The organism is Hymenobacter sp. 102 (assembly GCF_049949205.1).
In the GTDB taxonomy this organism is placed as follows: Bacteria; Bacteroidota; Bacteroidia; order Cytophagales; family Hymenobacteraceae; genus Hymenobacter.
Window position 1 is genome coordinate 3,101,343 of the sequence record NZ_CP188172.1, and the last position, 12,419, is coordinate 3,113,761.

Genomic DNA, 12,419 nt, shown 5'->3' on the forward strand with positions numbered 1-12,419 from the left:
TGCGGGGGCTGCAACTATGTGATTTAGGTGGGAAACCGGCTAGTGCTTGCCTTTGCCGTGGCCTCGCCCATTGCCATTACCACCGTAGCCGAGCTTCTTGGCCTGACCGGGGGGAAGTCCTTTACCATTCTCTAGGCGCTTTACCTGGCCGGGCGGCAAGCTGGCCGGATATAGTTGGCGGTGGCGGCCAATGAGCACCCAGGGCTGGGTACCTACATAATCGATAACCACGGGGTGAAAATTGGCTACATTATAGCCATTGATAGACCCTACGCGCGTCCAACGCCCGTCGCGCTGCACGATATATTGCTGGTCACGCACATCGTAGTAGCCGCCGTACTCGGGCACGTAGTAGTATTGCTTACCGGCCGGCACTGCGGGGCCCCAGGAGGGCGGGTTCACGTTGATGGTTACCTGAGCCTGGGCGGTTTCGGCTGCGCCGGCCAACGCCAGGGTCAGCAGGCCGGTTAAGGCAATTTTGGGGAGGAGTTGCATAAAGACAGCTGAAATTTTGAAGTGAAGGGTGGGAGAGGTGCTGAACTGGCTGCAAGAACGGAGCCAAGAGGTGGTGGGCTTGCCGTACGGCTCAGCTACAGAGCCCTTAACGCAGCCGCCAAAAGTTTGGTTAGCCGCTCGCCCGGCACCAAAAAAGCGCCCGACTCAAAGCCGGACGCTTTCTGCTTGCTTACAGGCGGCAAGCCCTTACTCCTGCACCCGACCCCGACGGCCCCCGCCGTTGCCCCAGCCACCCTGGCCCGGCTGATTGCCAGGGCCTGCATGGCCTTGTTGTTGGTTTTGCTGCGAGTAGCCGCCCTGGTTGTCGTAGCGCCCATTGCGGTTGTCGTCCCGGTCCTCGTTTCGGCCGTTGCGGTTGTCCCGGTCATAGCGTCCGTCCCGGTCGTTACGATAGTCGCGGTAGCCATCCCGGTCCCGGTAGCCGTTTTGGCCATAGCCGCTCTGGCCGTAAGGCCGGCTGCCGTAGTAGCCGGGTCCATAGCCGCCACGCGGGGCCACCGCATACCCGTGGCCCGGCCAGTTGCTGCCATAGTAGCGGCCGGGCCGCACGCCCCACTGGTCGCAGTAGCGGCGGTGGTCACGCAGGTAGCCCCAGGGCTGGCGCCCCACGTACTGAATGGCTACCGGGTGAAAGAAGCGCGGGTCGTAACCAGCGTACATGCGCGGCAATACGGGCGAGCTTATCCACGCGCCGTAGCCGGGGTCAAAGAACAGGTATGACTGGTTGTAAATATCGTAGTACCCATCAAGTTCCGGCAGGTAGTAATACTGCACATTGGGTGGTACAGCAGGGCCCCAGTACGGCGTATTGATATTCACTTGCACTTGGGCCTGCGCTTTGCTGCTGTGGAGCAGCAACCCGAGGGCCAGTACAAAGCCGGTTTTTAACAGAGTTTTCATGGATACAGCAGGCAAAAGGTGTTCTGAACCTACTTGTGCAAAAGCCGCACCATAATTTTGTAACCGGCATAGCGCCCGGGAAAGAACTTGGACTCTGGGTGGGACATTTCGGCGGGCAGCGTTGTTACAGACTATCTGCGCTTATCCGGGCTCAGGAGCTTCTTAAAGTCAGCCGCGCTAAACTAGCTGGCAATTAAACTACTGAGAATAGCCTGCCGGGCCTGTTTTACGTACTTTCGCAGACTTATCCGCTTCGCTGCCGCATGGCCAAAAAAACAACTGCTGCCTCCACTTCCTCTGCCGCCAAGCCCGTGGCTGCTAAAGCCACCCGTGCAGCCCAAGCTTCCAAAGCTGATACTCCCGTAGCCCCCGAGGCATTGGTTGCCACCCCGGCCCGTAAAACCCCGAAAACAGCCAAAGTCCCGAAAACCACTGCTGCGGCCGTGGCCGATGGCACCAACCACCACGGCACGGCCGCCGTGCAGGCCGTGCCGCGCCAGGAGCAGGTGAGCGAGGCCGTGCTGGAAAACCAGGCCCGCATTCAGGGCCAGCTGCTGGGTCCCGCCGACCTGGAGGCCCCCTACATTGAGGTGTACGGCGCCCGGGAGCACAACCTCAAAAACGTGTCGGTGCAGATTCCGCGGGGGCGGCTGGTGGTGTTCACCGGTATTTCGGGCTCGGGCAAGTCGTCGTTGGCGTTTGATACGATTTATGCCGAGGGCCAGCGCCGCTACATGGAAACGTTTTCGGCCTACGCCCGCAGCTTTATGGGCGGGCTGGAGCGGCCCGACGTGGACAAGATTGAGGGCCTGTCGCCGGTTATCAGCATCGAGCAGAAAACCACCTCGCGCAACCCCCGCTCCACCGTGGGCACCATCACCGAGATTTACGACTTCCTGCGCCTGCTGTACGCCCGCACCGCCGAGGCGTTCAGCTACGCCACGGGCCAGAAGATGATCCGGCAGAGCGACGACCAGATCATCAACTACATTCTGAAGGAGTACAACGGCCGCAAGCTGGTGGTGCTGGCTCCGGTGGTAAAGGGCCGCAAAGGCCACTACCGGGAGCTATTTCAGCAGATTGCCAAGCTGGGCTTCACCAAGGTGCGCGTGGATGGCGAATTGCTCGACATCACGCCCAAGATGCAGGTGGACCGCTACAAAATCCACGAGATCGAAATCGTCATTGACCGGCTGGTGGTGAAGGAGGAAGACCGGTTCCGCCTCTCCGGCTCGGTGCAGAATGCGCTTACGCAGGGCAAAGGCACCATGCTGGTGCTGGATGCCGACAAGAAGAAGGACAACACCCAGTTCTTCTCCCGCTTCCTGATGGACCCGGCCACCGGCATTGCCTACGACGACCCGGCTCCCAACACGTTCAGCTTCAACTCGCCCTACGGCGCCTGCCCCACCTGCAACGGCCTGGGCGAGGTGCAGGAAATCACCGAAGAAACGGTGATGCCCGACAAGAAGCTCAGCATCAGCCGCGGCGGCATTGCGCCTTTGGGCGAGTACCGGGACATCTGGATTTTCCAGCAGCTGGGTCTCATCCTGAAAAAGCACAAAGCCAGCCTCAGCACGCCCATCGAAAAGCTGCCCGCCGAGCTGGTGGAGCGGCTGCTGCACGGCGTGCCCGAAGACGAGGATGCCGACCCCAAAAAGGCCAACTACACCGAGCCGTTCGAGGGCATCATCCCGTTTCTGCGCCGCCAGATGGAGTCGGAGTCCGACAACATCCGGGAGTGGATTCAGCAGTACACCCAGGCCAAGGAGTGCCCCGAGTGCCACGGCTACCGCTTGAAAAAAGAGTCGTTGCACTTCAAGATTGCCAACCACCACATCGGGCAGCTGTCGGTGATGGATCTGAACGACTTGGCCGCCTGGTTTGAAGGGCTGGAGAACCGCCTCTCGGAGCGCCAGAACCTGATTGCCCGCGAACTGCTGAAGGAAATCCGCAAGCGTATCGGCTTCCTGCTGGAAGTGGGCCTCGACTACCTGAACCTGCACCGCTCGGTGCGCACACTCTCGGGCGGCGAGAGCCAGCGCATCCGCCTGGCCACCCAGATTGGTACCCAGCTGGTGGGCGTGCTCTACATCATGGACGAGCCCAGCATCGGCCTGCACCAGCGCGACAACGAGCGGCTCATCAAGGCCCTGCAGCACCTGCGCGACCTGGGCAACTCGGTGATTGTGGTGGAGCACGACAAGGACATGATCCTGCACGCCGACCACGTGCTCGACATCGGACCCGGCGCGGGCATCCACGGCGGGCAGATTGTGGCCGCCGGCACGCCCACCGAAATCTTCACCAGCGGCTCGCTCACCTCGCAGTACCTCAGCGGGCAGAAGCACATTGAGCTGCGCAAGAAGAAGCGGGCCGGCGAAGGCAACGAGCTGGTGCTGCGCGGGGCGAAAGGCCACAACCTCAAAAACGTAACGGCCAAGTTCCCGTTGGGCAAGCTCATTGCCGTGACGGGCGTGTCGGGCTCGGGCAAGTCCTCGCTCATTCACGATACGCTGTACCCCATCCTCAACCAGCACTTCTTCAACGCCAAGCGCGAGCCGCTGGCCTACGAGAAGATTGAGGGGCTGGAGTTTATTGATAAGGTGATTGAGGTGGACCAGTCGCCAATTGGGCGTACGCCGCGCTCCAACCCGGCCACCTACACCGGCGTGTTCACCGAAATCCGCCAGCTGTTTGCCAACCTGCCCGAGGCCAAAATCCGCGGGTATGGGCCGGGGCGCTTCTCTTTCAACGTGAAGGGCGGGCGCTGCGAAACCTGCGAGGGAGCCGGTATGCGCACCATCGAAATGAACTTCCTGCCCGACGTGCACGTGCCCTGCGAAACCTGCAAAGGCCGCCGCTACAACCGCGAAACGCTGGAAGTGCGCTTCAAAGGCAAGAGCATTACCGACGTGCTGGACATGACCGTGGAAAAAGCCGTGGAGTTCTTCGAGTTCCAGCCCCGCATCCTGCGCAAAATCCAGACCCTGAACGAAGTGGGTCTGGGCTACCTCACCTTAGGCCAGCAGGCCACCACGCTTTCTGGTGGCGAGGCCCAGCGCGTGAAGCTGGCCACTGAGCTCAGCAAAAAGGACACCGGCAAGACGTTCTACATCCTCGACGAGCCCACCACCGGCCTGCACTTCGAGGACATCAACCACCTCTCCGTGGTCCTGCACAAGCTTGCCGATAAGGGCAACACTGTCCTCATTATCGAGCACAACCTCGACCTGATCAAGGTAGCCGACCACCTCATCGACATCGGGCCCGAAGGCGGCGCGGGCGGCGGCACCATTGTGGCCCAGGGCACACCCGAGCAGGTAGCTAAAGTTGGCAAGGGCCACACCGGCCGCTTCCTAGCTGAGGAACTCAAGCTGAGCCGATACGCGGAGGCATCCTAGTAGCCGTTGAGTACGGTTTTGGCAACAATTGCCGGGATTATTTGAAATAATCCCGGCAATTTGTATTTTCAGCCATTCCCTCCGCAACTCCCACTGCATGAAAGTCCTCGTATTTCCGGCCTTGTTGGCCATTGCCATTGTAGCGTCGCCGCCCAAACCATTCATCACAAAAACTGCGGCGCAGCCTCCGGTAGCTAAGGTGGAAAAGCCCGCTACCCGCCTAGCTGAGAGTACCGTGCTCTGCCCCAGTGAGAAGCCCCAGCCACTTACGGCCCGCCGCTAATCCTTGGCTTACCATAGCATAATGAAGGGCCGCACTTCTAAAAGTGCGGCCCTTCATTATGCTATGGTGACAGCTGGGTACGGGTTCAGAGGGATATAAACAAAACCGCCTGCTCCAATAGATGGAGCAGGCGGCTACCCGGGAGTGGGCGTTTACATACTACCACTATGCTGTTTAAACATGGCCAAGTGAGCCTGCACCACCGGCAGCGTCTTGGTAATAAAACCTTGCAGAGTAGCGTCCTGGGTCATTTTCTGATGAGCTACCATGGTGTTCACCGTCTTCTGGTGGTCCAGGAGCATCTGCTGCATAAACTTCGCTTCCAGTTCCTTGCCGGACAGGCTGCGCATCTGATCGGCAATGGCTTTGTGCTCGGCATCCATATCAGTGGGTAACGTCACACCTGTTTTTTGTGCAACAGGCTTTAGGTCCGCCGTTGATTTGGTGTGGTCCGTTATCATTTTGTTGGCGTGGTCTTTCGCCATGCCTGTTACCCCTTTTTCCAGCGCCAGCTTGCTGAGTTGAATTTCATTCTGGTCGCTGTGGGCCGCTGACTGCATAAACTCAGCATCCGTGGAGTGGGGGGCAGTGGGGCCGTTGGCGGCCATGGCCGTATCGGGAGTACCTGAGTTGGCCATGTCCGTGCCATTGTCGGCAGGAGTGGCTGTACCGGTTACATCAGGTGCCTTGGTATCGGCGGCATTGCCGGTGGCGTCGTTGTTAGGCGCGTTGCAGGCACCAAGGCTCAGCAAGCCGCAGCAAGCGGCTGAAAAAAGAATGCGTTTCATAGCGAAAAGGTTAGAGGGAAAAGAGCAGATAGGGCAAGGCTTAGCGTGAAGCCGGTGCAGTTGTTGAATCAGCAGCCATGGCCGAGTCGGCGTTGGCCGTCACGGTAGGACCGGCATTATTGTCGATAACTACAGCATCAGCTTGTACGCCACCGTCGGCAGCAGCTTTGTCCATGTCGCTCACGGCTTCGCCAGCGGTACCATCAGTGCGTTTGTCGGCACCATTGCAGCTGGCCAGCAGCAGGCCGGCACTCAGGGTCAGGAAAGAAAGAAAACGGAATTTCATGTTTGCGTACGGGTAAAATGGAAAGAATAGGAGGGGAGAACGTTAGGGATTGAGCTTGTCGCGGAGAGACTCAGCGGCAGTGCTTAGGTCTTTCAAAGTGGTAGCCTGTCGGGCGGAAAGGGCCCGAATGTCTCCGTCATACGCCTCATCGGTCATATCGTCGGTGGCTTCCTCATCAGTATCCAGCACGCTGCCAAGCGTTTTGGCGTAGGCCTGATCGAAAGCTGCTCCGTTTAGTGCGGTCAACTCGCCTGCCTGGGTAGCCTGCGCTTCACTCAGGCCAGTGGGCAAAACCAGCTTTTTCTGTAGGGCCAGGGTTTTTAGTTCGCTGAGTAGGGGGGTAGCCTGCGCAACCACGCCCTGCGCAGTGTACCGGGTATCGGGCGCGGCAGCCTTACGCTGGGCCAACTGGCTGATTTCCAGTAGTAGCATTTTCCGGCTGGCTGCATGCACCACAAATTCCGCGTCCTTGATCTGGCGTTTGGTAACGGCCTCTTCGCCGATGCGCTTTTCGTTCTGAAAAGCAGCTTCCAGTACGGGGTCCTTCTTACTGTCCGCACTGGAGCAGGCGGTCAGCCACAGCAAAGACAGGGCACATACGCGGCTGGAAATGAGCATAACGGAGGCTGATTGAGAGGCGAGTAGCAGCGTAAAAAACTATACGCGACTTAGCAGATGGGGTTGGCAGAAGAATTTTTAAAAAAAGTTCCTGAGCTGATTAAACTCCGCAGTATTTTTCTGTTCCAACCCACCGAAAGCGCTCTTCACCATCACCACTTCTTCTTGTCTTCACGTCACATTTCTCCGCTCGTATGAAACGCTCTGCTTTTCGCGCCCTGGGCTTCTCAGCCCTCACCTGCTTTACCCTTCTAACCGCCTCCTGCGACAAGTCCAACGACCCGCAGTCTACCGCTGATGCTGCTGTCTCGGCCGAAGACCAGAGCTTGGCGGAAGAGGAAAATGCCTCCGTGGCCGATATCGTAGATGCGGGCTCGCCCACTGATGCGGCCGTTTCTGGTAGCCCCGTGGGCGAGGCGGCCGACCTAAGCCGCGTAGCCGGAACCTGCGTAACACGCTCCTACGATGCGGCTGCCCGTACCCTCACCCTCGATTTTGGTACTACTAACTGCGTAGGACCAAATGGGGTAGCTCGTCGGGGTAAGATTGTGGCCGTGTTTAGCGGGCCCTACCGGCAGGCAGGTTCCACCGTCACCATCACGCTGGTGAATTACTACCGCAACGATAACCTGCATACCGGCACCCGCACCATTACCAACCTGGGCCAGGGCTCCTGGAAGCTGGATGTGCAAAATGCCAGCATTACCACCACGGCCGGTACTCACTCCTGGAATTCGCAGCGTACGTACACCCGCACTGCCGGTTTCGGCACCCGCACCATCACTGATGATGAGTACACGGTAACCGGCCAGGCAACGGGCACCAACCGCAAGGGCGTAGGCTACACGGCCACCATTCAGCAGCCGCTGGTGAAGAAATTCCAGGCCGGCTGTGCCCGTACCTTCGTGGCGGGTACGGTAAAAGTGCTTACCTCCAAGGAGAAGGAGCTGCTCCTGAACTACGACCCCACCGGCACCCAGGCCTGCGATAATATTGCCACCATTACGGTGAACGGCGTTACCCGCACCATTCGGGTAGGCGGCCGGCTGTAAACAGCTTTAGGCTCGCGTAAAAAAAGGCCGGACTCCTCAGGAGCCCGGCCTTTTTTCGTGTTGCAGCAACGCCTCCGCCAGCAGCAAATCCTCCGGCGTGGTAATCTTCAGGTTGCGGTAGTCACCTTCTACCAAATGAATCGGGTGGAGGTCTTCCACTACGCTGGCGTCATCGGTGAAAGTAGTCAGCTCCGGTAGCTGATAGGCGCGGCGCAGCAGACCAACCTCAAAGCACTGGGGCGTTTGCACCAGGCGCAGGCGGCTGCGGTTCAGGGCGTAGGAGCCCTGCTGGTTCAGGCCCCGCACTGAGTCCTTGGGTACTACGGCCGCTACGGCCGCGCCGTGGTTGTAGGCGGCCTGGTACGTAGCTTCAATAACGGCCGGCGGCGTGAGGGGCCGTACCCCGTCGTGCACTGCCACCACACCCTGCTCAATGTCTTTCAGGTGCAGTAAGCCATTGCGTACCGAAGCCCAGCGCGTAGCCCCTCCCGCCACTACGGTATGCGGAATGGTTATCTGGTACTGCGCGCACAGAGCCTGCCAGGTGGCAAACTGGTCGGTAGGCAGTACCATCACCAGTTCCTGTACCCGGAGGCTGGGATTGGCAAACCGGCGGAGCGTATGCAGCAGCACCGGCTCCCCGGCCAGCTCCAGAAACTGCTTGGGCCGGTCGGCGCCCATGCGGGTGCCACTGCCGCCGGCTACGATGATGGCGTATCGGTGAGTTGACATAAGGCAAGGATAGAAAATCAGTGAAACGGGCTGCCTGGTACGGAGTCCCAGCAGAAAGCCCGGCCACCAAAGGTAACCGGGCTTTCCGTGGAACTATTGTCTGCTCGAATTACAGAATCAGCATAGCGTCGCCGTAGCTGAAGAACTTATACTTCTCCTTGATGGCCGTCTGGTAGGCTTCAATCAACAACTCGTGGCCGGCGAAGGCGGAGGCCATCATCATCAGCGTGCTTTCCGGCGTATGGAAATTGGTGAGCAGCGCGTTGGCGATTTTGAAATCGTAGGGAGGGAAGATGAACTTGTCGGTCCAGCCTTCCGTGGGTTTCAGGCGGGAGTTAGCCGATACCGACGACTCCATGGCCCGCATGGACGTGGTACCGATGGCGCACACCCGCTTCTTGGCATCCAGGGCACGGTTTACGACCGTGGCCGAGTCCGCCGGCACTACGAAGTTCTCCGAATCCATCTTGTGCTTGGTCAGGTCTTCCACGTCCACGGTGCGGAAGGTGCCCAGGCCCACGTGCAGCGTTACCGGAACTACATCTACTCCTTTGATTTCCAGGCGCTTCATTACCTCGCGGGTGAAGTGCAGGCCGGCCGAAGGAGCCGCCACGGCCCCCGTGTTTTTGGCGTAAATCGTCTGGTACCGCTCTTTATCGGCGGCCTCCGTTTCGCGGGTGATAAACTCCTTGGGAATGGGCGTTTCGCCCAAATCGTGCAGGGCCTTATAGAACTCCTCGTCGGAACCATCGAACAGGAACTTGATGGTGCGGCCGCGCGAGGTAGTATTGTCGATTACTTCGGCTACCATATCCGACTCGCCGAAGTACAGCTTGTTGCCTACCCGGATTTTGCGGGCGGGGTCCACTAGTACGTCCCACAGGTGAATTTCCTTGTTCAGCTCGCGTAGCAGGAATACCTCAATCTGGGCCCCGGTTTTTTCCTTGTTGCCGTACAGGCGGGCCGGAAATACCTTCGTGTCATTCACCACGAAGACGTCACCGTCGGTGAAATACTCCAGGATATCCTTGAAGGTGCGGTGCTCGATTTTGCCACTGTCGCGGTGCAGCACCATGAGGCGCGACTCGTCGCGGTTCTTGGCGGGGTGCTGTGCCAACAGGTTTTCAGGCAGGTCAAATTTGAACTCAGAAAGCTTCATGGGCCAGACAGGGCAATAGGTGGGGAACCTAATGGAAAAAATTGAGCCGCGAAAGTACGCACATTCCTCCGAAGAATCCTTACTTTTCGCCTGAAATCTGCTTATTGCCCTTTCCACGCCCTTTGCAGATGCTGCGCCCCCTATGAAAGCACTACGCCTGACCTTGGAAAGCTTCCGCTTCGCGTGGCAAGCACTCAAGTCCAATCTGTTGCGTACCATCCTCTCGCTGCTGGGCGTTACGGTGGGCATTTTTGCCATTATTGCCGTCTTTACCGTCGTCGATTCGCTGGAAAGAAACATTCGCGACAGTATGAGCTTCGTGGGCGATAAGGTGATTTACGTGCAGAAATGGCCCTGGGCGTTTGGGGGAGATTATCCGTGGTGGAAGTATTTCAACCGGCCGGTACCCACCGTGCGCGAGTACCGGGAGATGCAGCGCCTGCTCAACCCCGCCAATCATAATGGCATTGCCATTTTTGCGGCCACCGGCGGCAATACCCTCAAGGCCGGCTCCAACTCAGTGGGCGACTGCGCTATTCAGGGCATCAGCTATGAATACCGACGCGTATCGGATGTGCCGGTGGTGGAAGGGCGCTACTTCACGCAGCAGGAGGTAACCTCGGCGCGCAATGTGGCGGTAGTTGGCTATACCATAGCGCGCAGCCTGTTCCCCAATGGCTCGGCTATCGGGCAGGAGTTCAAGGCCAAGGGCCAGCGCTTCACTATTATCGGGGTGATGCAGAAAGAAGGTAAAAAGCTACTGGACACCCCCAGCAACGATACCAACTGCTTTATCCCCTTTCCCTCGTTTTCCAAAATCTTCCAGATCAGCACCAGTGGTATGGGCGGGGCCCAGGCCACCATTGCCATTAAAGGCCGCGACGACGACCCGGGGCTGCTGAACCTGGAGGCCGAAGTGCAGGGCACCATGCGCGTTATCCGGGGGCTGAAGCCGCGGGAGGATGATTCGTTTGCCCTGAACCGCCCCGAAATGCTGGCCAACGCCATTACGCAGCTATTCTCCGTGATTGGCATTGCCGGCTGGGTGATTGGGGGCTTTGCGATGCTGGTGGGCGGTTTTGGTATTGCCAACATCATGTTCGTGTCGGTGAAGGAGCGCACCAACATTATCGGCATTCAGAAGTCGTTGGGGGCTAAGAACTACTTCGTGCTGTTCCAGTTTCTGTTCGAGGCGGTGTTCCTGTGCCTGCTGGGCGGCGGAGCCGGTATTCTGCTGGTATTTCTGATTACGCTGCTCCCGCAGGAGGCCCTGCCGCTTTTCCTGTCGGTGGGTAACATCTCGCTGGGGCTTACCGTTTCGGTGGTGATTGGGGTGCTGGCCGGTATTATTCCGGCCGTGCTGGCCTCCAACCTCGACCCGGTTATTGCCATTCGGGCGCAGTAGAATGTGGGGAATGGATGAACGTGCAGAATGTGGCGAATAGCAAGTGAAGTACGGGTAACGCACTCATTTTCTCATTCCGCATATTCTCCACCACATTTCTCATATTACCAGTAACGGTTTCGTAGCGTGATGTTAACAAATTGTTAACTTGCCGACGCTACCTTGGGTCGCCCTCTTCTTCCGTGGGGGCGGCTTTCTTTTTGCCTTTTTTTCATTGTTTACCCCGGTGCGGAAAAATTCCCACAGTAATGGCCTGCGCCTGTGCGCCGGCCGCGTCCGCACCCTATTTTCTCAGTAGCTCCTATGGCGAAGCTCAAAAAAACCAGCCGCACGAAAGTGGCGGATGAAGTGCTGAACGCTGGCAGCGGCCAGACGATTGTTCAGCCCAACGTCAACGACAACAAGGTGAAAACCATCAGTGATATCCGCGAGCAGACGCACGGGGAGCGTACCGTACAGCTCGATGACGAGCAGCGCATCCGCCGCGCGTTCGTGGATAAGGACTGGAACGAAATCAAGATTGCCGACAGCTGGCAGATCTTCAAGGTGATGGCCGAGTTTGTGGAGGGCTTCGAGAAGATGTCCAAAATCGGCCCCTGCGTGTCCATTTTCGGCTCGGCCCGCACCAAGCCCGATAACCCGTACTACAAAATGGCCGAGGAAATTGCGGCCAAGCTGGTGCGCCACGGCTACGGCGTCATCACGGGCGGTGGTCCCGGCATCATGGAGGCCGGTAACAAGGGTGCCCACTCAGAGGGCGGTAAATCGGTGGGCCTGAACATTGAGCTGCCGTTTGAGCAGTTCAACAACATCTACATCGACCCGGACAAAATCATCAACTTCGACTACTTCTTCGTGCGGAAGGTGATGTTCGTGAAGTATGCCCAGGGCTTCATTGGCATGCCCGGCGGCTTCGGTACGCTGGACGAGCTGTTTGAGGCCATCACCCTGATTCAGACCAAGAAAATCGGCCGCTTCCCCATTGTGCTGGTGGGTACCAAGTACTGGCAGGGCATGTTCGACTGGATTCAGAAAGTGATGCTGGAGGACGAGCATAATATCTCGCCCGAGGATATGAACCTGGTGCAACTGGTGGATGATTCGGAGTCGGCGGTGAAAATCATCGACGATTTCTACAGCAAATACCTGTTGTCGCCAAACTTCTAAATCACGGATTTTCGCGAATTCTTGTCGGATTTCGCGGATTTTGTGGATGAGTCCCTGGCAAATTTCCCGCAGTACTTTTAAAAGCCGCTTCCAACGAAGCGGCTTTTTT

At 58.3% G+C, this 12,419-nt stretch carries 12 protein-coding genes; 5 read left to right on the plus strand and 7 right to left on the minus strand.

From position 1 onward, the window contains the following. Nucleotides 1-39: 39 nt before the first annotated feature. Nucleotides 40-495: a hypothetical protein gene (locus ACN19L_RS13280; RefSeq protein WP_426489979.1), complete on the minus strand. Its 456-nt coding sequence runs from the start codon at nucleotides 493-495 to the stop codon at nucleotides 40-42. Between the two features lie 207 nt (nucleotides 496-702). Continuing rightward, the gene (locus tag ACN19L_RS13285) at nucleotides 703-1,416 is read right to left on the minus strand and encodes a hypothetical protein (protein ID WP_426489980.1); all 714 of its coding nucleotides are present in this window, start codon (nucleotides 1,414-1,416) and stop codon (nucleotides 703-705) included. 263 nt (nucleotides 1,417-1,679) lie between these two features. Here ACN19L_RS13285 and uvrA point away from each other — a divergent pair, with 263 nt between their 5' ends. Both uvrA and ACN19L_RS13295 read left to right on the plus strand, forming a co-directional pair. Next, nucleotides 1,680-4,820 (plus strand): excinuclease ABC subunit UvrA, encoded by a 3,141-nt coding sequence (gene uvrA, locus ACN19L_RS13290; RefSeq protein ID WP_426489981.1) that lies wholly within the window; start codon nucleotides 1,680-1,682, stop codon nucleotides 4,818-4,820. 97 nt (nucleotides 4,821-4,917) lie between these two features. Beyond that, on the plus strand, nucleotides 4,918-5,103 hold the full coding sequence (locus ACN19L_RS13295; RefSeq protein ID WP_426489982.1) for a hypothetical protein: 186 nt from the start codon (nucleotides 4,918-4,920) through the stop codon (nucleotides 5,101-5,103). A 152-nt stretch (nucleotides 5,104-5,255) separates the two neighbouring features. Here ACN19L_RS13295 and ACN19L_RS13300 read toward each other — a convergent pair whose 3' ends face one another. Genes ACN19L_RS13300 through ACN19L_RS13310 form a run of 3 tightly spaced genes read right to left on the minus strand, consistent with a single transcriptional unit; the run spans nucleotide 5,256 to nucleotide 6,795 of the window. Further along, on the minus strand, nucleotides 5,256-5,891 hold the full coding sequence (locus tag ACN19L_RS13300) for a DUF4142 domain-containing protein (protein WP_426489983.1): 636 nt from the start codon (nucleotides 5,889-5,891) through the stop codon (nucleotides 5,256-5,258). Nucleotides 5,892-5,931: 40 nt separating this feature from the next. After that, the gene (locus ACN19L_RS13305; protein WP_426489984.1) at nucleotides 5,932-6,177 is read right to left on the minus strand and encodes a hypothetical protein; all 246 of its coding nucleotides are present in this window, start codon (nucleotides 6,175-6,177) and stop codon (nucleotides 5,932-5,934) included. A gap of 42 nt (nucleotides 6,178-6,219) precedes the next feature. Beyond that, nucleotides 6,220-6,795 carry a DUF4142 domain-containing protein gene (locus ACN19L_RS13310; protein WP_426489985.1) on the minus strand — a complete coding sequence of 192 codons (576 nt, stop codon included), beginning with the start codon at nucleotides 6,793-6,795 and terminating at the stop codon, nucleotides 6,220-6,222. 194 nt (nucleotides 6,796-6,989) lie between these two features. Between ACN19L_RS13310 and ACN19L_RS13315 the strand changes: the two genes are divergently transcribed. Further along, complete coding sequence (locus ACN19L_RS13315; RefSeq protein ID WP_426489986.1) at nucleotides 6,990-7,847, plus strand: hypothetical protein; 858 nt, start codon at nucleotides 6,990-6,992, stop codon at nucleotides 7,845-7,847. Between the two features lie 36 nt (nucleotides 7,848-7,883). On the opposite strand, the gene ACN19L_RS13320 is transcribed toward ACN19L_RS13315, so the two are convergent. Both ACN19L_RS13320 and queA read right to left on the minus strand, forming a co-directional pair. Further along, nucleotides 7,884-8,579 carry a 2-C-methyl-D-erythritol 4-phosphate cytidylyltransferase gene (locus ACN19L_RS13320; protein ID WP_426489987.1) on the minus strand — a complete coding sequence of 232 codons (696 nt, stop codon included), beginning with the start codon at nucleotides 8,577-8,579 and terminating at the stop codon, nucleotides 7,884-7,886. A gap of 109 nt (nucleotides 8,580-8,688) precedes the next feature. Further along, nucleotides 8,689-9,738: a tRNA preQ1(34) S-adenosylmethionine ribosyltransferase-isomerase QueA gene (queA, locus tag ACN19L_RS13325; protein ID WP_426489988.1), complete on the minus strand. Its 1,050-nt coding sequence runs from the start codon at nucleotides 9,736-9,738 to the stop codon at nucleotides 8,689-8,691. Between the two features lie 142 nt (nucleotides 9,739-9,880). Between queA and ACN19L_RS13330 the strand changes: the two genes are divergently transcribed. Continuing rightward, a complete protein-coding gene (locus ACN19L_RS13330) occupies nucleotides 9,881-11,143 on the plus strand; it encodes an ABC transporter permease (RefSeq protein ID WP_426489989.1) in 1,263 nt (420 codons plus the stop codon). A 303-nt stretch (nucleotides 11,144-11,446) separates the two neighbouring features. Then, a complete protein-coding gene (locus tag ACN19L_RS13335; RefSeq protein ID WP_426489990.1) occupies nucleotides 11,447-12,310 on the plus strand; it encodes a TIGR00730 family Rossman fold protein in 864 nt (287 codons plus the stop codon). Nucleotides 12,311-12,419: the final 109 nt, after the last annotated feature.